This is a genomic window from Microbacterium sp. STN6, assembly GCF_026410545.1.
GTDB lineage: Bacteria > Actinomycetota > Actinomycetes > Actinomycetales > Microbacteriaceae > Root112D2.
The window spans coordinates 460517-485065 of record NZ_JAPMIT010000002.1 but is presented as its reverse complement, the minus strand read 5'-3'; the positions used below and the strand labels follow the sequence as shown (position 1 = coordinate 485065).

The window sequence follows — 24549 nt, the reverse complement described above, 5'->3', positions numbered from 1 at the left end:
CACTGACAGTGGGTACGGTGCGACCTCAGGCCGGCACGGGCACGGCGCTCACCGTGCGATCGATCGTGCACTGCCCGAGCACGCGCGTGCCCACGTAGACGACGGCGCTCTGGCCGGGCGCCACGCCGTTCAACGGGCTCTCGGGCGTGATCACGAGCTCGTCGACTCCGTCTTCGCCGGCCGCGACGACGGCCCGGGCGGGCACCGGGTCGGCGTGCGCGCGAATCTGAACGTCGCACGCGAATTCCTCGAGCGGATGCTCGGGCGCGGCCCCCGCCCAGGTGAAGCGCCGTCCCGCGATCTGCGCGATATCGAGCGCCTCCTTCGGGCCGACCACGACGCGGTTCTCGGCCGGGCGCACTTCGAGCACGAAGCGGGGGCGGCCATCCGGTGCCGGCACACCCAACTGGAGGCCGCGCCGCTGCCCCACCGTGTACGCGTGCGCCCCCTCGTGCGTGCCGACCGTGTTGCCTGCCCGGTCGACGATCTCGCCGGGCGCCGTTCCCACGTGCTCGGCCAGCCAGCCGCGCGTGTCGCCGTCGGGAATGAAGCAGATGTCGTGCGAGTCCGGCTTCTTGGCGACGCTCAGCCCGCGCTCGGCCGCCTCGGCCCGCACCTCCGCCTTCGACGGCGTGGAGCCGAGCGGGAACATGGCGTGCTCGAGCTGCTCAGCCGTGAGCACGCCGAGCACATACGACTGGTCCTTGGCCCAGGCACTTGCACGGTGCAGTTCGGGGCGACCCGCGGCATCCGCTCTGATGTCTGCGTAGTGGCCCGTGCAGACGGCGTCGAAGCCGAGGTCGAGCGCCTTCTCCATGAGCGCGGCAAACTTGATCTTCTCGTTGCAGCGCATGCAGGGGTTGGGGGTGCGGCCAGCGGAGTACTCCGCGATGAAGTCGTCGACGACGTCGAGCTTGAAGCGCTCGGAGAAGTCCCACACGTAGTACGGGATGCCGATGAGGTCGGCGGCGCGCTGGGCGTCCATGGAGTCTTCGATGGTGCAGCAGCCGCGGCTGCCCGTGCGCAGGGTGCCCGGCATGCGGCTCAGCGCCAGGTGCACGCCGACCACCTCGTGCCCGGCGTCGACCGCTCGGGCCGCCGCCACCGCCGAGTCGACACCGCCGCTCATTGCCGCAAGAACCTTCATGCGTTCCAGTCTAGGTCGAGGCCGACGCCCGCCCCGCGCCGCCCCGCGCCGCCCCGCGCGAACGAAAACGACGGTCATTTCGAGCGAAATCGTGATTCCCCCGTGGGAATCGACTCAATCGCGCACTTTCTCCGTCGTTTTCGTTCGGCGAGAGCGCTCGGCGGGAGCGTTCGGCGGGAGCGCTCGGCGGGAGCGCTCGGCGGGCGAGCACGCGCTACGGGATCTCGTTGAGCGTCTTCTCGACATTCGCTAGCCGGCCCTCGAGGCCCTCGAGCTTCTCGAGCAGCTGGCGATTCACGGCGGTGTTCTGCTCGACAACGGCCTTGAGGTCGGATGCGCCGCTCAACTCCGCGGTGCGTTCCATCGCGCGGTACTTCGCCTTCATGATCGAGTAGGTGATGCCGCCCGCTATCGCGACGACGGGAACGAGCACATACAGAGAATTCCACCAGTCCATGTCAATTCCTGCTTTCTGAGGTGGGTGATGCGGATCGGGATTCAGGGGCCGAACCGGATTCGGATTCGGGTTCGGGTTCGTGGCTCACAGCGGCCCGGGATGCGGGATCAGACCGGGATGCGGATCGGGATGCGGCGTCAGACCGAGATTCGGCTTCGGGCTGGGCCTCGAACTGGGACTCCGATTCGACGGCCGCGACGATCGCGGGAACGTCGAGGGAGAGGTCGAACGGCACGACCTCGAAGAACTTCAGCGCCTTCCCGTCGTCGGAGAGTTCCAGGTGCCCACTGACGTACCCCTGCTCTTCGAGCCGCTGCAGGTGCATGTAGAGAAGCGCACGCGACATCTGCAGACGGCGCGCGAGTTCGCTCACGTGCAGCGTCTCGCCCGCAAGTGCCGCGATGATGCGAAAGCGGTGCGGGCTGGCGATGGCGCTGAGGCGAGCGATCAGCTGCGTCGCATTCATCGGCCGACCCCTCTCGCACCCTTACACCCGTAAGACAGACCTTACACGTGACGCACGGGCTCCACAACCCGATTCGGCGGTGAGCCGTGCGCACAACTCCTGCTGCCCCGGGAGCGGCGTGCCGGGGGCCGCCTCGTCCCGCAGCGCCGGGCTCGTACGCCGGGCAAACTGCAGGAGTTGTGCGCAGAACGGGGCCGGCAGCGGCCCGCCAGAGGGGCCAGATCCGAAAACGCTCGCCCGTCAGCGGGCGCCGAGGCGCGTGGTGCGCTCCGAGAGTCCGGCGCGCGACGCCCTCGCGTACGCCTGCGGCAGCGCGGCCAGAAACGCATCCACGTCGGAATCGGTCGTCGTTCGCCCCAGCGTCATGCGCAGGGCGCTGCGCGCATCCCGCTCGCTCCTGCCCATCGCCAGCAGCACGTGCGACGGCTCGGGCACGCCCGCCTGGCACGCCGAACCCGTCGACACCGACACCCCGGCCGCGTCGAGCAGGAACAGCAGCGAATCCCCCTGCGCCCCTGGGAACGTGAAGTGGGCGTTCATCGCCAACCGAGCGGATGCCGCATCCGCGCCCCCGTCGCCAACGCCGCTCAGCCGCGCCTCGGGCACCGCCCGCAGTACGCCGGCCACCAGCCGGTCCCGCAGGGCGGCCAGCCGCGCCGTCTCGGCCTCGCGCGCGGCCTCAGCCGCCTCGGCGGCCACCGCGAACGCGACCGCGGCGGCGACGTCCTGGGTTCCGCTGCGCACCTGCCGCTGCTGGCCGCCCCCGTGCAGCAGCGGCACAACGCTCGCCTGCCGGCTGAGCACGAGCGCGCCGATGCCCACGGGCCCTCCGATCTTGTGCGCCGAGACACTGAGGGCCACGAGCCCCGCGGCGCCCGGACCGCTCGCCGCGCGCAGCTGTCGCACGTCGATCCCGACATGCCCGTACGCCGCCACCGCGTCGACGTGCATCGGCACCCCGCGCCCGGCGGCGAGCGCCGCGATGCGCTCGACCGGCTGAATCGTTCCCACCTCGTTGTTCGCCCACAACAGGGTGAGGAGCGCGATCGAGGCAGGCTCGCGCTCCAGGGCGCTTTCAAGCGCATCGAGACGGATGCGCCCCAGCTCGTCCAGTGGCAGCCACTCGGCCGCGGCGCCCTCGGACTGCTCCAGCCACGTCACGGTGTCGAGGGTGGCGTGGTGCTCGCCGCCTGGTGCGAGGATGCGGGGTCTCGATACGCCCGGCTGCGCGCGGTTACGCGCCCAGTAGAGCCCCTTGACGGCCAGGTTGATCGACTCGGTGCCGCCCGACGTGAATACCACCTCGATCGCGTCGCAGCCGAGCGTGGCCGCCACGCGCTCCCTCGCCTCCTCGAGCATGCGCCTCGCCTGCTGGCCCTGGCTGTGGATCGAGGAGGGATTGCCGACCAGCGCCATCGCCCGTGCGTACGCCTCGATCGACTCCGGCAGCATGGGTGTCGTCGCTGCGTGGTCGAGATAGACCGTCACGATGCCTCCCTGACTGGGCACACGATGCGGTCATGCGCCGCCCGTGCACTCAATTACTCTAGATCGCATGCCCGCCGCCGATCCTCTGCGTAACCTCGGCGTGCATCTGACGCAGAACGGCGGCGAGCTGCGGGTCTATTCGGCGAGCGCCGACGCGATGGAACTCTGCCTCTACGACGATGCCGACCCCAACTGGCTCGTGAAGACCGTGCCGATGCACCGCGACGGCGGCGACGTGTGGGTGGGGCGCTCGCGCTCGCTCACTCCCGGCCGCCGCTACGCGATCCGCGCCTCGGGTCCGAAGGGCGCCAGAAACGCCTTTAGCCCCGAGGCGCTCCTCATCGACCCGTACACCAAGGGCCTCGTGCCGGGTCACGGCTCCGACCTGCTCTCGGTGGTCATGGAGGACGGCTTCGACTGGGGCGACTCACGCAGGCCCTCGACCCCGCTCGACCGAACGGTGATCTACGAGGCGCACGTCAAGGGCATGACCATGCTGAACCCGGATGTGCCCGAGCATCTGCGCGGCAGCTATGCCGGGATCGCGCATGAAGCCACCATCGCTCACCTCACCGAACTCGGCGTCACCGCGCTCGAGCTTCTGCCCGTTCAGGCGTTCGTCTCCGAGCAGCGGCTGACCCAGCAGGGCCTCACCAACTACTGGGGCTACAACACGCTGGCGTTCTTCGCCCCGCACGGCGCGTACGCATCGCGAGCGGCCCGCGCCGAGGGACCGGAGGCGGTGCTGCGCGAGTTCAAGGGCATGGTTCGCCTGCTGCATGAGGCGGGCATCGAGGTCATTCTCGACGTGGTGTACAACCACACCGCCGAGGAAGGTCCAGGCGGCCCGCTGTACAACTACCGCGGCATCGACAACTCCACGTACTACCGTCAGCAGGACGACGGCGCATACATCGATGTGACCGGATGCGGCAACTCCGTCGACTTCGCGAATCCCGCCCCCGTCAGGCTCGTGCTCGACTCACTGCGCTACTGGGCCACCGAGATGCACGTGGACGGGTTCCGCTTCGACCTGGCGACCACGCTCGGGCGCGGGGCGAACGCCGAGTTCACGCCAGAGCATCCGCTGCTTGAGGGCATTCTGCACGACCCGGCGCTCTCGGGCCTCAAGATGATTGCCGAGCCATGGGATGTGGGGCTGGGCGGGTGGCAGACTGGGCACTTCCCCGCGGGCTTCTCGGAATGGAACGACGGCTACCGCGACCGGGTGCGCGCTTTCTGGCTCACCGACATTGCGCAGGCCAGGCACACGGGCGACGCTCCGACGGGAATCGGCGGCTTCGCGACGCGCCTGGCTGGCTCGGCCGGCACCTTCGCCGCGGAGCGCGGGCCGCTCGCCTCCGTCAACTTCGTCACGGCGCACGACGGGTTCACCCTCGCCGACCTCACCGCGTTCGACCACAAGCACAACCTGGGCAACGGCGAGGGCAACCGCGACGGCACAGACAACAACCGCTCGTTCAATCACGGGGTCGAGGGCGGAACCTCAGACGAGGTCGTGAATGAGGCGCGCCGCCGGTCGATGCGCAACCTGATGGGCACCCTGCTGTTCTCGGCGGGCGTGCCCATGATCACGGCCGGCGACGAGTTCGGGCGCACCCAGCGCGGCAACAACAACGCCTACTGCCAGGACAGCGAGCTGACGTGGATCAACTGGCTGCTCAGCCGCGAGCAGCAGCAGCTGCAGCGGCACGCGAAGCGCCTCATCGCGTTGCGTCAGGCGAACCCGGCGCTGCGACCGAAGCGGTACGCGGTTGCCGGGCAGAGCGTTCCGAGCGCGAGCGAGATGACGTGGTACGACCAGGGCGGCGGCACCATGGACCCCGCCGACTGGGATTCGCCCGAGAACCGCACGCTGCAGTACCTCGTGGCGAGCACTCCGGAGGACGAGGAGTTCAACCGCGTGCTGCTCATCGTGCACGGCATCGAGGATGACGTGACGGTGACGCTGCCGGCGGCGCCGGGCGTTGCGTCGTACTCGCTCGTGTGGGACAGCGCCGACGACGAGCCGAACCTCGAGGAGGGGGCGCAGCTGGCGCCCGGCACCACGGTCGAGGTGGCCGGTGCGTCGATGCAGCTCTACCGCACCGTCACTGCGCAAGCGTGACGAGCCCCATCTCGGCCGGGCTCACGAGCAGCTCGTTTGCCGGCAGCACGCGCACGGTGTAACCGAACGTTCCGGGATGACGCAGCCGCAGTCTGCCCTCGAACGCGAACTCGCCGGATCCCGGGGGGAACTCGCTGTCCGGCACGACCTGAAGCCGGCGCACGTGGGCGTCGTGCAGAAGGCCGTCGGCACCCGTGATCCCGTACACCGCCTGCACCACCACGTCGTCGGCGGCGAGGTCGCCGAGACGCACCCGGGCCCGCACACGGATCTTGTCGCCGAGTCTGCCGTCATCCGCCCCGCTCGACTCGACGTCGAGCACCTCGACGCCGGGCCATGCCGCGCTCACCCGCTGCTTCCAGGCCGCCAGAGCGACGGCCGGCTGAGCGTCGTCCTCGCGCAGCCGGCGCGACAGCACGGCCGCCGGCCGGTACAGACGCTCAAGGTACTCACGCACCATGCGGTCGGCGCTCAGCACCGGCGACAGCGTCGCCAGCGTGTGCCGGATGGCCTGCACCCAGCGCACCGGCACCGATTCGGCGTCACGGTGATAGAACCGGGGCACGATGTGCTGCTCGATGAGGTCGTACAAGGCGCCTGCCTCGAGCGCGTCGCGCTCCTCGGCGTCTGCGGCGACCGCCGACGGGATCGCCCAGCCGTTCTCGCCGTCGTAGAACTCGTTCCACCAGCCGTCGAGCACCGAGAGGTTGAGCACACCGTTGAGCGCCGCCTTCATGCCAGAGGTGCCGCAGGCCTCAAGCGGCCGAAGTGGGTTGTTCAGCCACACGTCGCAGCCAGGGTAGAGCTTCTTGGCCATGCCGATGTCGTAGTCGGGCAGGAACACGATGCGCGTGCGCAGCACAGGGTCGGCGGCGAAGCGCACGACCTGCTGGATGAGGCGCTTGCCCTCCTCGTCCTCGGGGTGGGCCTTGCCTGCGATGACGAGCTGTACGGGGCGCTCGGGGTCGGTGAGGATGGCGCGCAGCCGCTCCTCATCGTGCAGCATGAGCGTCAGGCGCTTGTAGGTGGGCACGCGGCGGGCGAAGCCGATCGTGAGCGTGCGCTCGTCGAGCAGTTCGTCGACCCACGCGGGGACGATGCCGCTGCGCTCGAGCGACGCGGCCGCAACGCGCCTGCGGGCGTCGCCGACCAGCTGGCGGCGCATCCGCCCGCGAACCTCCCAGAGCTCGGCGTCGGTGACCTCGCCGGAGCCCCACGGCGCGCTGCTCGTGTCGCTGGTGCCGAGGCGCTCTGAGGCGAGCGCGCGCAGCATCGGGTCGGTCCAGGTGGGCGGATGCACGCCGTTGGTGACCGAGTCGATCGGCACCTCGTTCTCGTCGAAGCCGGGCCAGAGTCCGCCGAACATGCGGCGCGAGACCTCGCCGTGCAGCCGGGAGACGCCGTTGGCGTGCTGCGCGAGCCTCAGGCCCATGACCGCCATGTTGAACACGTCGGGCGAGCCGCCCTCGTAGTCCTCGGTGCCGAGCGGCAACACCTGGGCCGCGCCGACGCCGGGCAGCATGTCGCCGGAGACGTAGGTCTCGACGAGCGAGCGCTCGAAGCGGTCGATGCCGGCCGGCACCGGCGTGTGCGTCGTGAAGACGGTGCTGGCGCGCACGAGCTGCAGCGCCTCGTCGAACGCGTGGCCGTCGCCGATGAGCCGGGCGATGCGCTCGAGCCCCTGGAACCCGGCGTGGCCCTCGTTCGTGTGGAACACCTCCGGCCACTCGGCGCCCCTGATGCGGCACCACGCCGCCAGGGCCCGCACGCCGCCCACGCCGAGCAGCAGCTCCTGCCGCAGCCGGTGCTCGCCCTGGCCGCCGTACAGCCGGTCGGTCACGTCGCGCAGGTCGGCGTCGTTGTCTTCGATGTCGGTGTCGAGCAGCAGCAGAGGCACTCGACCGACGGCGGCCTCGAGAATACGGGCGTTCAGCGTGCGGCCGTCAGGCAGGGCGAGCGCCACGCGCAGTCGCGAGCCGTCCGTCTCGCGAACCTCCGCGAGCGGGAGCCCGGCGGCATCGAGGGCCGGGTAGCTCTCCTCCTGCCACCCGGCGGCAGAGATGGTCTGGCGAAAGTAGCCCGCGCGGTAGAACAGGCCGATGCCCACGAGCGGCACCCCCAGATCGGAGGCGCTCTTCAGGTGGTCGCCGGCGAGGATGCCGAGGCCGCCCGAGTACTGCGGCAGCGCCGATGCGATGCCGAACTCCGGCGAGAAGTACGCGATAGAGGTCGGCGTGCTCTCGGTGTCGAGCGTCTGGTACCAGCGCGGCTTCGTCAGGTAGTCGTCGAGGTCGGCGGCCTGCGCGTCGACCCTCTCGACGAAGTCGTCGTCTGCGGCCAGCTCGGCGAGCCTGCTCGGGTCGGCCGAGGCGAGAACGGCTGCAGGGTCCTGCCTGCTGCCCTCCCAGACCTCCGGTGAGATCTGCGCGAAGATCCGCGCGGTCGGCTCGTGCCAGGACCAGCGCAGGTTGCCCGCCAGCTTGGCGAGGCCGGCGAGGCGCTCGGGCATCGGGGCGCGGACGGTGAATGTGCGGATCGCTTTCACACACTCAGCCTATGCGGAAGCCCGGCGCTCTTCACGACGCGGATGCCCCGCTGCGGGATGCCAAGCGCGCGCCGGGGCATTACGGTCAAGGGTGTGAGCAGCAACGACGACGACTGGAAACCACGCATCGGGCGCATCCCCGTGCTCGCCCCGTCGCCCGCAGTCGACGGCGGCCGCTGGCCCGCGAAGGCGTTCGCCGGCGAGGTCGTCCCGTTCGAGGCCACGGCCTTCCGCGAGGGGCACGACCTCATCGGCGTGATGCTTCTGCTCACCGATCCGACGGGAGCGGTCACGCGGCATCCGCTCACCCTCACGCAGCCCGGGGACGACCGCTGGCGCACGACGGTGCGCCTCGACGCGCCCGGCACCTGGCGGTACCGCATCCGGGCCTACGCAGACCTGCTCACGACGTGGCAGCACGATGCGGCGATCAAGGTCGCGGCCGGCGTCGACGTCGAGCTCATGTACCGGATCGGCTCGGACCTGCTGGCGAAGGCGTCACGCGAGCGATCGCGCCCGGCCGCCGAACGCCGCACCCTCGCGGAGATCGGGGCTGCGCTGGCGGATGCCGGTGGCGACGCCGCCGCCCGCCTGGCCCTCATCGACGATCCGCGCCTCGGGCAGATCGCGCGCGTGCGCCCCCTCGCCGGCCCCGACTCGCTCTCGAAGCCGCTGGAGATCCGGGTGGAACGCCAGCTAGCCGGAGTGGGCAGCTGGTACGAGTTCTTCCCGCGCTCCGAGGGTGCGGTGCGCTCGGCCGACGGCTCGTGGACGTCCGGCACCTTCCGCACCGCGGCGAAGCGCCTGCCCGCGATCGCCGCGATGGGCTTCGACGTGGTGTACCTGCCGCCCATCCATCCCATCGGGCGCACCGGCCGCAAGGGCCCCAACAACACGCTGAATGCCGGCCCGCTCGACCCCGGCTCGCCGTGGGCGATCGGCGCGGCCGAGGGCGGGCACGACGCGATCCACCCTGACCTCGGCGACACGAAGGATTTCCGCCTCTTCCTCGGCCGGGCGAAGCAGGCCGGTCTCGAGGTCGCCCTGGATCTCGCCCTGCAGGCCTCCCCCGACCATCCCTGGGTCACCGAGCATCCCGAGTGGTTCACCACCCTGCCCGACGGCACGATCGCCTACGCCGAGAACCCGCCCAAGAAGTACCAGGACATCTACCCCGTCAACTTCGACAACGACCCCGCCGGAATCCGCGCCGAGGTGCTGCGCATCGTGCGGCACTGGATCGACGCCGGCATCCGCATCTTCCGCGTCGACAACCCGCACACCAAGCCGCTCGACTTCTGGGAGTGGCTGATCCACACGGTGGGCCGGGATCACCCCGACGTGGTGTTCCTGGCCGAGGCGTTCACCCGGCCCGCCATTCTGCACACGCTCGCCAAGGTCGGGTTCCAGCAGTCGTACACCTACTTCACCTGGCGCAACACGAAGGAGGAGCTCGAAGAGTTCCTCGACTCGCTGGCGAACGAGACCGCAGACTTCCTGCGGCCCAACCTGTTCGTGAACACGCCGGACATCCTCACCGAGTACCTGCAGTTCGGTGGGCCGCCGGCGTTCTGGATCCGTGCGGCGATCGCCGCCACCGCCGCGCCGACCTGGGGCGTGTACTCGGGCTTCGAACTGTTCGAGTCGGTCGCGCGCGACGGCGCGGAGGAGTACATCGACAACGAGAAGTTCGAGTACCGCCCGCGCGACTGGGCGGCCGCCGAGCGCGAAGGGCGCTCGCTCGCGCAGGGCCTCGGCCTGCTCAACCACATCCGTCGCCGGCACCCGGCGCTCTGCCAACTGCGTAACCTCGTGCTGCATTCCAGCGACGACGACGCGGTTCTCGTGTACTCGAAGCATCTCGATGCCGAGGTCAGCGAGACGGGAGCCGCCGATACCATCATCGTTGTCGCCAACGTCGACCCGCATTCGGTGCGCGAGACGATCGTGCACCTCGACCTCGAGGCGCTCGGGCTGGCGCCCGAGAGTCGATTCACGGTCGAGGAACTGGTCACCGGCGCCGTCTGGGAGTGGGGCGCCGACAACTATGTGCGCCTGGACGCGTTCGGCGAACCCGTGCACATTCTGCACGTGAAGGAGGAGCCACGATGAGCGGGATTCCCGAGGGAGACGCGGCCATCGCTGCCGCTCCCGTGACCGATGACGTGCTGCGGGCGGTCTCTGCCGGCACCTACCACGACCCGCACTCGGTGCTCGGGCAGCACCCGGTGGCGGCCGACGGCGTCGAGGATCGCGTCATGGTCATCCGTGCGCTGCGCCCTCTCGCGCTCGCGGTGCGAGCCGTTCTGGCAACGGGCGCCCATATCGAACTGGCACATGTCGCTTACGGCATATGGCAGGGCGTCAGCGTTCTCGGCCCCCAGGACTACGTGCTCGAGGCTCGCTACGAGGCCGGCACGGAGTGGGTTGCCGACGACCCATACCGGTATCCGCCGACGCTCGGCGAGCTCGACCTGCACCTCATCGGCGAGGGCCGTCACGAACAGCTCTGGCGCGTCCTCGGCGCGCACGTCGTCGAGCAGCGTGGCGTCGAGGCGACAGCCGAGGGCACAGCATTCTCGGTCTGGGCGCCGCACGCACGCGCCGTGCGCGTCATCGGCGACCTGAACGACTGGGACGGCGCGCGCCACGCCATGCGCTCCATGGGCGGCAGCGGCGTCTGGGAACTCTTCGTGCCCGGCGTGACCTCGGGGGCGTACAAGTTCGAGCTGCTCACCCGCGACGGGCGCTGGGTGCGCAAGGCCGACCCCCTCGCGCGCTACACCGAAGTGCCGCCGGCCACCGCATCCGTTATCGGCACAAGTGATTACGAGTGGCAGGATGCCGCGTGGCTGGCCGAGCGCGCCGCGAGCGACCCGCACCGCGGCCCCATGAGCGTGTACGAGTTGCACCTGGGCAGCTGGCGGCCCGGCCTGGGCTACCGCGAGGCAGCGGATGCGATCGTCGACTACGTGGGCGCACTCGGCTATACGCACGTGGAATTCCTGCCGCTGGCCGAGCACCCGTTCGGCGGATCGTGGGGCTATCAGGTCACCGGCTACTACGCGCCGACCAGCCGCTTCGGTCACCCCGACGACCTGCGCTACCTGGTCGATCGACTTCACCAGGCGGGAATCGGCGTGATCATGGACTGGGTCCCCGGTCACTTCCCCAAGGACGACTGGGCGCTGGCCCGCTTCGACGGCGAGGCGGTCTACGAGCATCCGGACCCGAGGCGCGGTGAGCACCAGGATTGGGGCACATACGTCTTCGACTTCGGCCAGCGCCAGGTGCGCAACTTCCTCGTCGCCAACGCACTGTACTGGCTCGAGGAGTTCCATGTGGACGGCCTGCGGGTCGACGCCGTGGCATCGATGCTCTACCTCGACTACTCGAGGGCCGAGGGCGAGTGGGAGCCGAACATCCGCGGCGGCCGCGAGAATCTCGAGGCGATCGAGCTGCTCAAGGAGGTGACCGCGACGGCATATAAGCGCAACCCGGGCACCGTGATGATCGCCGAGGAGTCCACGAGCTGGCCGGGCGTCACGGCACCCACCTCGAGCGGCGGCCTCGGCTTCGGCCTGAAGTGGAACATGGGGTGGATGCACGACTCGCTTCAGTACATGCACGAGGACCCGATGTACCGCTCGTACCACCACAACGAGATCACATTCTCGTTCGCGTATGCGTTCAGCGAGAATTTCATGCTGCCTATCAGCCACGACGAGGTCGTGCATGGCAAGGGCTCTCTGCTCGGCAAGATGCCGGGCGACCACTGGCAGAAGATCGCGAACATCCGCGCCTACCTCGCATTCATGTGGTCGCACCCGGGCAAGCAGCTGCTGTTCATGGGGCAGGAGTTCGGCCAGCCGAGCGAGTGGAGCGAGGAACGCGGGCTCGACTGGTGGATCCTCGAGCAGCCCATCCACCGCGGCCTCTTCGAACTCGTCACCGAGCTCAATCGTCTCTACCGGGCCACCCCGGCGCTCTGGCAGCTCGACAACGAAGCGGCCGGCTTCGAGTGGATCGACGGCGGCGACGCCCGAGGCAACGTCGTCTCGTTCCTGCGCCGCGGTGACGACGGCACTCCTCTCGTCGTCGTCGTGAACTTCGCGGGAGTTCCGCACGAGGGCTACCGGGTCGGGCTTACCCAGGCCGGCGAGTGGACCGAGCTGCTGAACACGGATGCCGCCGCCTTCGGCGGCTCCGGCGTGGGCAACATGGGGAGCGTCACGGCGACCGACGAGCCATGGGCGGGCAGGCCGGCATCCGCTCTGCTGACGCTGCCGCCGCTCGGGGCTCTCTGGCTGACGCCGGCGAACCCGCGATAGGTCAGGCTCGTTCGCGCGCCTGAAGCCACTGCCGATAGGTGATGAGGCCGACGGCGTGCTCGGGGATGAGCGCGCCGCCCGAACGCCAGAACGCGCCGATCGCGCCCGGCATGCGCAGGCGCAGCACAAGGCCGCGCGAGCCCGTCGCCGCCTTCCACTGCGCGGCCATCTCGCGGAACGACAGCACCTCGGGGCCGCCGACGGTGAACGTTGTCTCGGCTCTGCCCGCTCCCTCGGCCGTGTCGACGAGAATGCTCGCGACGTCGTCGATGGCGATCGGCTGCAGCCGCACGCCGCCGAACGCGGGCACGATGCCCCCCTTCGCGCCGGTGCGGAACACGCCGGTCACCAGGTCATGGAACTGCGTCGCGCGCACGATGCGCGTCTCGAGCACCGACTCGCGGTAGGCGCTCTCCTGAGCGGTCTTCGTGCGGTAGTAGCGCAGGTTGCAACGGTCGACGTTCACGATGGAGAGAAGCACGGCACGGGCGATGCCCCAGCGCGCGGCCGCGTGCAGCAGGTTGGCCGAGCCCTGTGTGAAGACGCGACCGGATGCGCGGCTGACGCCGTCCGTCGTGTCGACGAGAACGTCGACGCCCTCCATGGCCTCATCGAAGTCGACGGCGGTGAGCAGATCGAGTTGCACGTAGCGCACGCCGGGGATGGCAGAACCCTCGGCCGGCGCGTGCCTGCTGAGGGCAACCACCTCGTGACCGCGCTCGACCGCCTGCGCTGCGACCGCCGTGCCGACCCTGCCCGTGCCTCCGACGATCAGCATGCGCGTCACAGCCGAGAACCTCCCTGGTGGGTGCGATTCGAAGAACGGCGACGGATGCTCGTGCCGCTTCTCGTGCTGTCAGTACAGCAGCGAGGCCAGCCTAGACCGGGCGGAGATCACGCGCGGGTCATCCACTCCGACGATCTCGAAAAAGTCGAGCAGGCGCTGGCGGATCTGGTCGCGTCCGGCCACATCCGCGGCGCTGAAGGCGTCGAGCAGGCGAGCGAAGGCGTCCTCGATGTGGCCGCCGGAGAGGTCCAGATCGGCGACGCGCAGCTGGGCGTCGACGTCTCGCGGTGCGGCCGCGCCGGCGTCGCGGATCTCCTCGGCCGTGTGGCCGGAGAGCCGAGCGAGCAGCCCCACCTGGGCGAGCCCGGCGACGGCGAGCCGGTCGTGCGGGTCCTGAGCGATCGCCGTGCGGTACTCGGCCATGGCGGCCTCGTAGTCACCACGATCGATGGCGTCGTATGCCTCCTGGTGGTGCGGGGGCAGCGGTGCAGGGGCCTCCTCGGCATCGGCGGGGGCCGCGGCATCCGTCTCATCGTCACCCGGGGCCTGGGCGGTTCCGGTGACGCCGTTCTGAGCCGCGAGCTGCAGCACCTGCTCGAACACGTCGCGAACCTGCTGCTCTGGCAGGGCTCCGGCGAACAGGCCGACGGGGCGTCCGCCGATGATGGCGGCGACCGTCGGCACCGACTGGGCCTGGAACGCCTGTGCGAGCTGCGGGTTCGCATCGACATCGATCGTGACGAGCACGAAGCGGCCGGCGTACTCGGCAACGAGCTTCTCGAGCACGGGAGACAGCTGCTTGCACGGCTCGCACCAGGTCGCCCACAGGTCGACGATCACCGGCACCGTCATCGACAACTCGAGGAACTCGGTGAAGTTCGTGTCTGTGCCCTCGAAGACGAGGCCGGGCACGGGAACGCTGCCGGAGGCACCACCCTGCACCGCACCGGCTCCCGGCTGTGCCGCGGCGCCGTCGGCCGGACGGTTCACGAGCGCCGAGAGGTCGACGGCACCACGAAGGCTGGCTGCTGACGGGGGAACCTGACTCATTTCAACTCCGAGGCCGTGACCATCCCCTGGTTGTATCCCAGGAGAGTGATCTTCTTGTCTGATCCGCTGGGCGGCACGTAGAAGACCAGTTGGTATGCGTATGTCGAGACCACGCCGGTCTTGCTCGTCTTCACTCCCGAGAGCACGGTTGCGGTCGGCCCGGGTGTGACCTCGGCACCGCCCTGCACCACCTTGAGCGTCTCGGTCTCGCTGAGGTCGAAGGTCACGAGGGCGCCCGAGTTGTTCGTCGGCATGGCCACAAGCGGCCCGTCGCCCTGCTTTCCGCTGAACTCGAGGCTCGCGGTGCTCGAGAGATCCTGCACCTTCTGCGCCTTCGTCTTCGCACCGACCTTGGGTATGAGGTTGTCTTTGGACTCGTCGAAAAGCGAGTAGTACTTACTGTCGCTGCCGTGCAGGAGCACGTCGGCATACGCCGCCGGAATGTCGGCGGGGGCGCGCTTCAGCAGCTTCGAATCGGGTGGTGCGAGCGATGTGCCGATGGTCTTCGGCGCGACGGCCGGGATCTGCGCGGCCGGCTCGAGCTGCACGTCGTAGTTCACCATGTAGTTCGCGCGTGGGCTCTTCTGCTCGAGCACCAGCAGAATCGGCGGCTGCTTCTTCGCTCCGGGGTTCGTGACGACTACCTCGACCGTGCGAGGCCACGATTTCGTCGCCTGCGGAAGCGTGAGCTCGATGTTCGCGCTGATGATCGGCGCCGCAGCAACCGACGGGTCGGCCTTACGCAGCGCGTAGTTGGCCGTGCGCAGGGCAAGCGCGGACCCGGTGAACCGCGGCGCCAATTCAGAGGCGTCCAGGTTGGCGTCGGCCTTCGCGGCGATGGTCGAGATCTTCGCAACGATGATCTGCGCCTGCGCCGGGGTCACGGCAGGCGGCACCACGTCTTTACCCAGCTTCGCCACGTCGCTGTTGAGCACCGTCGCGGTCGGCGCCGGAGCCGCGCCAGACGAGAAATCGGGCCAGTACTCAGCAGAGCACCCGGTCAGGGCGAGCGAGGTGAGCGCGAACGCTCCCACGACTGCCACCACACGACGACGGATGGCCCGACGCCCGCGGTTGGCCGGCTCGACGGGGCGGCTCGGCCTGAACTTGGGCGCCTTAGGCAGCTTGGGCATCTTGGGGCCGCTGCGACGGCGGGGGCCGCGGGATCGGCGCAGATGCCGCAAGCCGAGAATGTAGAGCACGATGCCCAGGATGAGAAGCAGGATGCCGCCGGCGATGAGCGGACCGGCCAGGGGCGTGCCCTGACTGAGCGGCCAGCGAATAGAGATGGAGGCGGGCGCCGGGTTCGTTCCGTTGCTTGCGATGATCACGCTCACGTCTTTCGGGACACCCAGGTGCACCGTACGGGCGGCGGGTCCCGTGTATTCCTCGAGCCAGAGGTCGCTGCCGACGGGGTCGGGCCCGGCCTTCTTCTCGCTCGTCGCCGTCGACGACGCGCCAGAGCTCTTCTCGGCGGTCGTGGGGCTCGTCGTCGGCGCCGGCGAGGCGGTCGACGTCGCCTTCGGCGTCGACGTTGCCTTCGGTGCGTCACCGGCGCCGGGGTTGGCCTTCGCAGTGACGACCTTTGACGTCAGCCGGTTCGCCTTCTGGTCGTAGTGCAGCGCAGCGTATGGCTCACTTCCCAGCCAGGCGCGCACGTCTGCCGTGCGGCCGTATGCAACGAAGACCTGCTTCGAGCCGCTCACCTTCAGCGTCTGCTGATTGGGATGCGCGTTGAGAACCGCCCCGTCGATGACGGTGAACGCCGCATCGCCCCGCACCGTCGTCGACGTGCTGAGGCTGCTCGGAGGCGCGAACACGGTTCGCTGGGCTATGCCCAGGACGATCATGGCCGCGGCGACGACGAACGCCACGATTGCGAGGACGAAACGCACCTGAACCCTTCGTGGATTTTCTTTGCTGACAAAGACATTCCACACTACTCGGCAGGCCTGAGAGCCTCCTAAACGCGCTGAGCGCCCGCCCGCTGCACCTCTTAACGCGCGCCCGAGCATCCGTGCCGACTAAAATCAAGAAGGTTTGCAGGCAAGACACCGTGGCCTGCATCACGAACGACGGAGAGACAGTGGCTACCGACGACGCAGAATTCACCCAGGTCTTCCGGGGGTACGACAAAGACGAGGTCGACCGTGCCGTGCAGGATCTGCGCCGTGAGCTGATCGCCTCGAACACCCAGAACGCCGAATCAGCGAAGGAGATCAAGCGGCTCGGCGCGCGCATCGACGAGCTCAACGCCGAGATCGAAGAGGTGGGCAGCCCCACATTCTCGGGGCTTGGCACCAAGCTCGAGAACACGCTTCGCGTGGCCGAGGAGCAGTCAACGCGTCTCATCGCGAAGGCCGACATCGACGCCGAGAAGCTGCGCAGCCAGGTGGGCGCCGAGGTCGATAAGATCCGCGAGACGGCGCTCGCCCAGGCCAGGCGGGTCATGGCCGACGCGAACGCGCGCGCGGAGACCACGGTCGAGGATGCGCGCATCGAGGCGAATGAACTGCTTCAGGCAGCGCGTGCCGAGAAGGAGGCGCTGATTCAGGATGCGGTCCGCGAGGCCGCCTCGATTCGCGGCGCCGTCGCCACCGAGTCCGCGGAGCTGCGGGCGACGAGCAAGCGAGAGGCGGCGGCGCTGCGCGCCGAGGCCGAGCGCGAGGCGGCGGAGATGACCGTCGTCGCCTCCCGCGAAGCCGCCGCCGCCCGCCAGGAGGCAGAGAACCTCGGCCGCGAGACGGAACAGGTGCGTGCCGGCGTCGAGCGCGAACTCGCCGAGGCCCGCTCGCAATGGACTCACGAGTCGGAGCAGTCGCGCATCCAGCTCGAAACCGAGCAGGAGAAGGCACGAAACGACCTGGCTGCGTGGGTGGAGCAGACGCGTCTGGACACGGAGAAGAACGCGGAGCAGACACGTGTCGACCTCGAGAAGGAAGCGGCGAAGACCCGGGCCGATCTCGCGAGCGAGATCGCACAGGCCCGGGCCGATCTCGTGAGCGAGACGGAGCAGGCGCGAGCCGCCGTCTCGAGCGAGACGGAACAGGCGCGGGCCGCGCTGGCCACGGAGCGCGAGCAGAGCACCGCCGCGCTGACGGCCGAGACCGAGCAGACCCGCGCGGACCTCGCGGCCGAGGCCGCCAAGGCCAGGGCCGACCTCGCGGCAGAGATGAACGAGGCGCGCGCCGCGCTCGCCTCAGAGATCGATACGGAACGAACCGAGTTCGAGCGCTCGAGCGCCGAAGCGCGCCACGCGCTCGACGAGGAACTCGCCACGCGGCGCACGACGGTGCTCGATGAGGTCGACAAGCAGCAGCGCGATGCCGAACAGGCACGCATCGATCTGGACATCGAGCTGAAGGCGCGGCGCGACGAAGCCGAGAAGGAGCACCTGGCCAAGCATCAGGAGGCCGTCGCGCAGATGCAGAAGTACCTCGACGAGGCCGGCGAGCAGCTCTCGCAGGCGCAGAGTCAGGCCACGGCGGCCCGAGAAGAGGCGAACTCGCTGCGGGAGGCGTCTCGTGCCGAGGTACTTACGGCCCGCAAGGCGGCCGAAGACGAGGCCACGCGCATCGTGCATGAGGCGGAGGACCGTGCGGCCGAACTGATCGAGCAGGCCGAGGAACGCACACGCGAGCTCGTGGCGGACGCCGAGGATCGCCTCGCCCAGATTAGGATCGAGCGAGACGCCGTCGCCGGGTACTTCGAGAACCTGCGCGGCGTGCTCACGCAGGCCGAGAAGGTGACAGCAGAGCCGGAATAGACAGCCGGGTAGGGGGACCACCAGATGAAGATCCAGAATGCGTTCCGGCTCGGTCTGGTCGGCACCCTGGGCGTCGGGCTCGGCATCCTCATTCTGGCGTCGATCGTCAGCCTCTCGACGATCATCACGTACATCGGTGCGGCGCTGTTCCTCTCCCTCGGGCTCGACCCGGCCGTGACACTGCTCGAAAAGCTCCGCTTTCCGCGCTGGGCAGCCATCGTCACGGTGCTCGTCGTTGTGATCGGGGCCGTCGTCGGCATCGTCTTCGCGATCGTGCCGATCATCACCTCCCAGGTCTCCGAGCTCGTGCGGCAGATCCCCGGCATCGTCAACACCATTCAGAAGCAGGACTGGATCGGCGCGCTCAACAACCAGTTCGGCTCGGCCAACGTCTCGTCGTTCATCGACAGCGTCACGGCGTTCGTCACGGACCCATCGAAGATCACAGGCCTCGCCAACGGCGTGCTCGCGGTCGGCTTCGCGGTGATCAGCGGGGTGTTCGGGGCGATCATCATCGGCATTCTGACCATCTACTTCACGGCGTCGCTTCCCTCGATCAAGCGCGGCCTCTACCAGCTGGTGCCCGCCACCAAGCGCGCGCGGTTCGCCGATCTCGCCGAGCAGATCTCCAAGTCCGTCGGTCGCTACGTGATGGGCCAGTTCGCGCTCGCCCTCTGCAACGGCGTCCTGAGCTTCATCTTCCTGTCGATCATCCACGCCCCGTTCACGGCCGTGCTCGCCTTCATCGCGTTCCTGTTCTCGCTGCTGCCGCTCGTCGGTACGCTGACCGGCTCAGTCATCATCGTTCTCACGTGTCTCATCCCGTTCCCCGGCCTGCACGAGAACACGCTGACGACCGCCATCGCGGCGGCCATCTATTACGTGATCTACATGCAGGTGGAGGCGTACATCCTGAGCCCGAACATCATGAACCGCGCCGTTCAGGTCCCGGGCTCTCTCGTCGTGATCGCCGCCCTCGCGGGCGGCTCTCTGCTCGGCATCCTCGGCGCACTCATCGCGATTCCCGTCGCCGCTGCCGTGCTGCTCATCATCAAGCAGGTCGTGATCCCCCACCAGAACGAATTGTAGAAACGATGCAGTGCATCGTTTCTGCAATTCGGGTCGAGTAGCGCGCCCTTCCGGCGCGCGTATCGAGACCGGCATCCCCACACTGCGGCGCGCGTATCGAGACCAGACGCCCCGGCCTTACCCCGTGTACTCCGTCGGCAGCGGCAGCGCGCCGGGGTTCACGACCGAGACGATCTCCGTCAGCACTCGCCGCGTGAGGTTCTCCCCCACCCACAGGTGCCGCCCGCCGGCGACCTCGACGAGCCGCGCATTCGGCACCGCCGCGAAACGTTCACGCGCCTCGGGCGGTCGCAGATAGTCGTCGAACTCGGGGATGACGGCGACGAGAGGCCCGCCGAAACCCGACCACGCAGCCAACTCGGCATCCGTCGTTCTGTGCAGCGGCGGCGAGAGCAGAATCGCGCCGTCGATCGGGTGCTCCAGCCCGTACTTGAGGGCGAGTTCCGTGCCGAACGACCAGCCAACGAGCCACGGATGCGGCAGATGCCGCTCGGCGACGAACTGCATGGCCGCCGCCACGTCGTACCGCTCCCCCACGCCCTCATCGAAGCGGCCTTCGCTCGTGCCGCGGGGCGAGTGCGTGCCGCGCGTATTGAATCGCAGCACCGCCAGGTCTGCGAGGGCAGGCAGGCGCGCGGCCGCCTTGCGCAGAATGTGCGAATCCATGAAGCCGCCGCCGGTCGGCAGCGGGTGCAGCGTGACGAGGGTGGCCACCGGCTCTGCATCGAGTGGGAGGGCGAGCTCGCCCACGAGCGTCAGGCCGTCGCCGGTGCGCAGTTCGATGTCCTCGCGCCTGGCGGGCAGCTCGACGCCGCCGCGGATCGGCACGCTCCCGTCGTCTTCGTTCGCGATGTGCACGCTCACCGTCCCCCGCCGATCTTCCAGCAGTGCGTGTGCCAATGCCTGCGGGCGGCGAGGTCGGCGGCCTCGCCCATCAGCCCGTCGGCGCGCCACGTGACGACGTGCGCGGTCTCGGGCGCGATCTCGAGGCCGCAGCCGGGGCACTGGTACGTCTTGACGGCCTGCACGACCGAGACGGGCTGCACGTTCCAGGTACCGCCGCGTCGCTCCTCGGTGCGCCGCCAGCCGGTCAGAGCGTGTTCGAGGGCGCTCTCCTCGGTCGGGCCAGGCGCGCGGCGGCCCCGGGGTCGATTGCTGCGCGGCATGGCATCAAGTCTACGTGCGCCGTGGCCCGACGCCCGGCTCACGCTCCGTCGACGCCCTGGGAGACGCGGGCCTCCTCGGCATCGAGAAGGTTCTGCGCACGGGTCAGCACCCGCGACGGGTAGCTGCCGCGGCTTCGCGCCTCGATGACGGCCTCGCGCTCGGCAGCGAGCACGCGCATCCGCAGTGCTCGGTATTGGTGATGGGGGCCCGCCTCGGGGTCGTCCGACTCCGCGCGCTCGGCGCGTTCCCAGGCGGCGGCACTGCGCAGGAGGGTGTCCTGCCTGACACGTTCGATCACCTCGGGGTCCGCCTTCTCGTCGTTGTTCTCGGGAATCTCCTCGTCGAGAGCGGCGAGGCCAGCGGCGCTCATCTCGTCGACGAGGGCGGCGAGAGAGCGGCGGTCGGCCGCGACATCCGAGCCTCTGATTCCGATGCGCTTGATGAGCATGGGCAGGCTTCCGCCCTGAACAAGGAGCGTGAACACCGCCACGGTGAACCCGATCAGCACGAGTTGCGGGCGATACGGGGTGTCGGCGGGCAGCGATTGCGCCGCTGCGAGCGTAACGACACCGCGCATGCCGGCCCACGTGAGTACGACGCCGCCGCGCCAGTCCACCGAATCCGCCTGCAGGCTCTCGTTGTCCGCCTCGCGCCGTGCCGCGAAACGCCGGCTTCGCCGTGCTCGTCGCCGCCCCCGGTCATCGGTGGGGTCAGGCCGCCTGCGGATGCGCCCCAGCCACGCATTCATCAAGCCGTCGTTGCGGCTCGCCCGCCGCTGCGCCCGCTGCAGCTGCAGCACGATGGGCACGACGAACAGGGCGCGCACCACGAGAAGCACTACGCACACGAGCAAGCCGAAAAGCACGCTCAGGCCGATGCCGAACTCGTCATCCGGCACCTTCGTGATCACGGCCTTCAGCTCGAGCCCCATGAGCAAGAAGACGCCGTTCTCGAGCAGGAACTGCACTGTTCGCCAATTGAGCCGCTCGCTCAGCCGCGTCTGTGCGGTGAAGAGCGACGCACCCCGATGGCCCGAGTAGATGCCGGCGACGACGGCGGCGAGCAGGCCGGAAGCGTTGAGCATGTCGGCGGGGATGAAGGCGATGAACGGGACCGTGAACGAGATGGCGGTGTCGAGAATCGGGTCACGCAGTGTGGAACGCACCCACACCGTGAGCACACCGGCCGCCAGGCCGATCACGATGGCCACAGAGACCGAGAGCGCGAACTCGCCCGCCACGCTCAGCAGGCTGAGGCCCGCGCCGCTCGCCGCGATCGCCGATTTCAGCATGACGAGCGCCGAGGCGTCGTTCACGAGCCCCTCGCCCTCGAGCGTCGTGATGAGTCGCGCCGGCAGACCAAGGCGCCTGGCGATGGTCGTCGCCGCGACGACGTCCGTCGGGCTCACGACGGCGCCGAGCGCGATGGCCGCCCCCAGGTCGAGGCCGCCGATGAGCGCATACATCACGAACCCGACACCGAACGACGTGACGATGACAAGCAGCACGGAGAGCGCACTGATTCTGCCGACGTTGCGCCGGAAGTCCACGAGAGGAACCTGAACGGCCGACGCGTAGAGCAGCGGCGGCAGCACCGCGTCGAGAATGATCCAGGGCGGAATGTCGACGGTCGGCGCACCCGGAATGAAGGAGAAGCCGAGGCCTGCGACGACGAGCAGCAGGGGCGCGGCGATGCCGAGCTGCTTCGAGAACGCTGAAACCGCGACGATGACGACGATCGCGAATACCCCTACCGCCGCGTATTCCACACGGACAGCCTAAGCGGATGCGCGCCGCTCGGCCCGGATCAGTACCAGCCGGTGCGCTCCGAATGCGCCCATGCGCCGCAGGGGTCGCCCCAGCGTCCGATGTAGCTGAGACCCCACGTGATCTGCGTCTGATAGCTGGTCTGCCAATCGGCACCGACCGAGGCCATCTTGCTGCCGGGCAGCGCCTGCGGGATCCCGTATGCGCCGCTGCTGGCGTTGTACGCGTACACGTTCCAGTGCGACTCGCGGTTCCACAGCGCCACCAGACACGCGTACTGGTCTTCCCCCATGCCGCGCGAGGCGAGCAGGTCGTGTGCGTACGCCTGAGCGCTGCCGGGGTCGGGCGCGCCGACGGCAGGAGCGGCGCGGGTGGCCTTCGCCGGTGCGGCGGGCGCGGGCGGCGGTGGCGGAGGCTTCGGGGCCTCCTTCATGGTGTAGCCCTCGCGGGAAACCACGGGCTCCTGAAGGTCGTCACCGGCGACGAAGCTCTGCGTCTCGGCCCCGCCGAAGCGGGTCGACGCGTCAAAAGTGGGAGACGCCGTGGCTCCGGCGTACGGATCGACGACGTTCACGAGCAGGAACGCGCTCGCTGCGAAGAACGAGAACAAGACGAGCGAAATTCGAGACCGCACCCGGGGTCTTCTGCGTGTCACCCCCACCGGATTAGCCGGTGTGAGGGGCGCGATGACTCCCGAATGCCTACCCACGATCACAAAACGATAACGCATGATGGCCGTGAGACCAAGGCACGACCTGACGATTCAGCGAACGGCCAGCATGACATCGGTCACAGAGTCGAGCACTGCGTCGACCTGCCATTCGCGATAGCCGCCCCGCTTCGGCGTGAAGACAACCGTTCGCACATCCGTCGTCGTCAACGTGGTGCCCTGGCGGAAATAGTCGAGCAGCCGGTCACAGAAGGCGTCGACCTCCCCCACGCTGTAACCATGGCTCAGGATGCTGACACGGCCGAACCGCGCGTGCTCCGGCCTCTCGAGGCGGGCCACGATCTCGGTTGACGTCGTACGGGCTTGCTCGAGCCAGCCATCGCGACCGAGCTCACGCACCGCCTCTTCCCGTTCCCGGGCGGCGAAGACATCCTCAAGCCGTTCGAGCGCCGCGTCGACGGCGGACGTGACGTAGCCGCGCCGGCGAAGCGTGAACGCCGTGTGTCTGATCTCCTCGGCGCTCAGGCTGCCGCCCGACTCGCCGTCGTACGCGCTCCTGGCCCGCGCGAGGAACGCCTCGACGTCGTCGATGTCGTACCCTCGCCGGGGCCTGCGTGCGATTGGAAACGTGCTCACGTCACCCATTGTGTCAAACCTTGAGACCGGCGAAGACGACGAAGAGGGCGAAAGCGGCGGCGGCAGAGGGCAGAATCGAGTCGAGCCGATCGAGGAACCCGCCGTGGCCCGGCAGCCAGGAACTCATGTCCTTGATCCCGAGATCGCGCTTGATCAGAGACTCGGCAAGATCGCCCATGGTCGCCGTCAGCAGCAGAACCGGGCCCAGGATGAACCCGAACCAGACCGGCTCGCCCATCATGAGTGTCGCCAGCAGGATGCCCGCAATGATGCTCGCCACGGCGGCGCCCGCGAAGCCCTCCCAGGTCTTCTTCGGGCTGATCACCGGCGCCATGGGGTGCTTGCCGAACAGCAGCCCGCTCACGTATGCGCCCGTGTCGACCGCGACGACCACGATCAGTGAACCCAGCAGCCACCACTGTCCGTGCTCCTGGGCGAGGAGCAGAATGGCGAAGCTGCCGAGGAACACCACATAGATCTGAATGAGCACACCCGCGCCGAGGTCGCGCATCACAGAGGCAGCGGATGCGCGGTGCGATCGCATCGTGAGCTCGGCAAGCCGCCAGAGCGACACGAAGACGATGCCTGCGCCCACACTGACGAGCTGGCCGGTGGATCCGCCGTAATAGGTGGCGGGCACCACAGCAAGGGCGGAGACCACCGTGGGAATGCGCGGAACCAGCCATCCGGCCCCGCGCAGTGCACCGGCGAGCTCGAACGAGGCGAAGCCGAGAAGAGCGAGGCCGAGCACCAGGAAGAGCTCTTTGACGATGATGAGGCTCGCGACGATGAGGAGCCCGAGGCCCACGCCGATGAGGATCGCAAGAATCAGGTTGCGGCCGGTTCGGGCCTGTATGCGCTCACTGGTGGCGTCGAACTGGGCCTTCGTCGCCTGCATCTGGCGCTCGATATCGCCGCGCGTCGCCTTCACCTGGCGCTCGAAGTCCTGCCGGGTGGCCTTCATCGATGCGCCGAGATCTCCGCGCTCGTGGCGGCGCCTCGACGGGCCGCCCGCCTGCGGCTCGTGGTCTGAGGGATCCTGCTGCATGTCGAGCG

Annotated in this window: 19 protein-coding genes; 5 read left to right on the top strand and 14 right to left on the bottom strand. The window is 69.0% G+C overall.

Translation table 11 applies throughout. From position 1 onward, the window contains the following. Positions 1-25 precede the first annotated feature (25 nt). The 4 genes from mnmA to OSC27_RS07640 all read right to left on the bottom strand — a co-directional run bounded on the left by mnmA (position 26) and on the right by OSC27_RS07640 (position 3558). Positions 26-1147: a tRNA 2-thiouridine(34) synthase MnmA gene (gene mnmA, locus OSC27_RS07655; protein WP_267180847.1), complete on the bottom strand. Its 1122-nt coding sequence runs from the start codon at positions 1145-1147 to the stop codon at positions 26-28. A 214-nt stretch (positions 1148-1361) separates the two neighbouring features. Next, entirely contained in the window at positions 1362-1604 is a 243-nt protein-coding gene (locus OSC27_RS07650) for a hypothetical protein (protein ID WP_267180846.1), read from the bottom strand. A 1-nt stretch (position 1605) separates the two neighbouring features. Next, positions 1606-2070 carry an ArsR/SmtB family transcription factor gene (locus OSC27_RS07645; protein ID WP_267180845.1) on the bottom strand — a complete coding sequence of 155 codons (465 nt, stop codon included), beginning with the start codon at positions 2068-2070 and terminating at the stop codon, positions 1606-1608. A 240-nt stretch (positions 2071-2310) separates the two neighbouring features. Then, a complete protein-coding gene (locus OSC27_RS07640) occupies positions 2311-3558 on the bottom strand; it encodes a cysteine desulfurase family protein (RefSeq protein WP_267180844.1) in 1248 nt (415 codons plus the stop codon). 67 nt (positions 3559-3625) lie between these two features. Between OSC27_RS07640 and glgX the strand changes: the two genes are divergently transcribed. Next, positions 3626-5686, top strand: a complete 2061-nt coding sequence (gene glgX, locus OSC27_RS07635) for a glycogen debranching protein GlgX (protein WP_267180843.1) — start codon at positions 3626-3628, stop codon at positions 5684-5686. Here the strand turns inward: glgX and glgP are convergent. After that, a complete protein-coding gene (gene glgP, locus OSC27_RS07630) occupies positions 5670-8231 on the bottom strand; it encodes an alpha-glucan family phosphorylase (protein ID WP_267180842.1) in 2562 nt (853 codons plus the stop codon). The two genes, glgX and glgP, sit on opposite strands and share 17 nt — an antisense overlap. 57 nt (positions 8232-8288) lie before the next feature. On the opposite strand from glgP, the gene OSC27_RS07625 reads away from it, so the two are divergent. Next, positions 8289-10343 carry a maltotransferase domain-containing protein gene (locus OSC27_RS07625; protein WP_416348831.1) on the top strand — a complete coding sequence of 685 codons (2055 nt, stop codon included), beginning with the start codon at positions 8289-8291 and terminating at the stop codon, positions 10341-10343. After that, positions 10340-12562 (top strand): 1,4-alpha-glucan branching protein GlgB, encoded by a 2223-nt coding sequence (glgB, locus tag OSC27_RS07620; RefSeq protein WP_267180840.1) that lies wholly within the window; start codon positions 10340-10342, stop codon positions 12560-12562. Before OSC27_RS07625 ends, glgB begins: the two co-directional genes overlap by 4 nt. A gap of 1 nt (position 12563) precedes the next feature. Here glgB and OSC27_RS07615 read toward each other — a convergent pair whose 3' ends face one another. From OSC27_RS07615 to OSC27_RS07605, 3 genes are all read right to left on the bottom strand, one after another. Then, a complete protein-coding gene (locus OSC27_RS07615) occupies positions 12564-13340 on the bottom strand; it encodes an SDR family oxidoreductase (RefSeq protein ID WP_267181165.1) in 777 nt (258 codons plus the stop codon). A gap of 78 nt (positions 13341-13418) precedes the next feature. Continuing rightward, entirely contained in the window at positions 13419-14399 is a 981-nt protein-coding gene (locus OSC27_RS07610; RefSeq protein WP_267180839.1) for a tetratricopeptide repeat protein, read from the bottom strand. Further along, a complete protein-coding gene (locus tag OSC27_RS07605; RefSeq protein WP_267180838.1) occupies positions 14396-16294 on the bottom strand; it encodes a hypothetical protein in 1899 nt (632 codons plus the stop codon). Before OSC27_RS07605 ends, OSC27_RS07610 begins: the two co-directional genes overlap by 4 nt. 191 nt (positions 16295-16485) lie before the next feature. Here OSC27_RS07605 and OSC27_RS07600 point away from each other — a divergent pair, with 191 nt between their 5' ends. Together OSC27_RS07600 and OSC27_RS07595 are read left to right on the top strand one after the other, a co-directional pair. Then, positions 16486-18165, top strand: a complete 1680-nt coding sequence (locus OSC27_RS07600) for a DivIVA domain-containing protein (RefSeq protein ID WP_267180837.1) — start codon at positions 16486-16488, stop codon at positions 18163-18165. Between the two features lie 24 nt (positions 18166-18189). Continuing rightward, entirely contained in the window at positions 18190-19254 is a 1065-nt protein-coding gene (locus OSC27_RS07595; RefSeq protein ID WP_267180836.1) for an AI-2E family transporter, read from the top strand. Positions 19255-19371: 117 nt separating this feature from the next. Here the strand turns inward: OSC27_RS07595 and OSC27_RS07590 are convergent, their stop codons facing one another. The 6 genes from OSC27_RS07590 to OSC27_RS07565 form a co-directional block, all read right to left on the bottom strand. Continuing rightward, entirely contained in the window at positions 19372-20082 is a 711-nt protein-coding gene (locus tag OSC27_RS07590) for an alpha/beta hydrolase (protein ID WP_267181164.1), read from the bottom strand. Between the two features lie 32 nt (positions 20083-20114). After that, positions 20115-20420, bottom strand: a complete 306-nt coding sequence (locus OSC27_RS07585) for a hypothetical protein (protein ID WP_267180835.1) — start codon at positions 20418-20420, stop codon at positions 20115-20117. 38 nt (positions 20421-20458) lie between these two features. Further along, positions 20459-22189, bottom strand: a complete 1731-nt coding sequence (locus OSC27_RS07580; RefSeq protein WP_267180834.1) for a cation:proton antiporter — start codon at positions 22187-22189, stop codon at positions 20459-20461. Between the two features lie 38 nt (positions 22190-22227). Further along, positions 22228-22821, bottom strand: coding sequence for a lytic transglycosylase domain-containing protein (locus OSC27_RS07575; RefSeq protein ID WP_267180833.1), 594 nt, complete (start codon positions 22819-22821; stop codon positions 22228-22230). A 129-nt stretch (positions 22822-22950) separates the two neighbouring features. Further along, positions 22951-23502: a DivIVA domain-containing protein gene (locus tag OSC27_RS07570; protein WP_267180832.1), complete on the bottom strand. Its 552-nt coding sequence runs from the start codon at positions 23500-23502 to the stop codon at positions 22951-22953. 4 nt (positions 23503-23506) lie between these two features. Beyond that, on the bottom strand, positions 23507-24541 hold the full coding sequence (locus tag OSC27_RS07565) for a phosphatidate cytidylyltransferase (RefSeq protein WP_267180831.1): 1035 nt from the start codon (positions 24539-24541) through the stop codon (positions 23507-23509). Between the last annotated feature and the right edge of the window lie 8 nt (positions 24542-24549).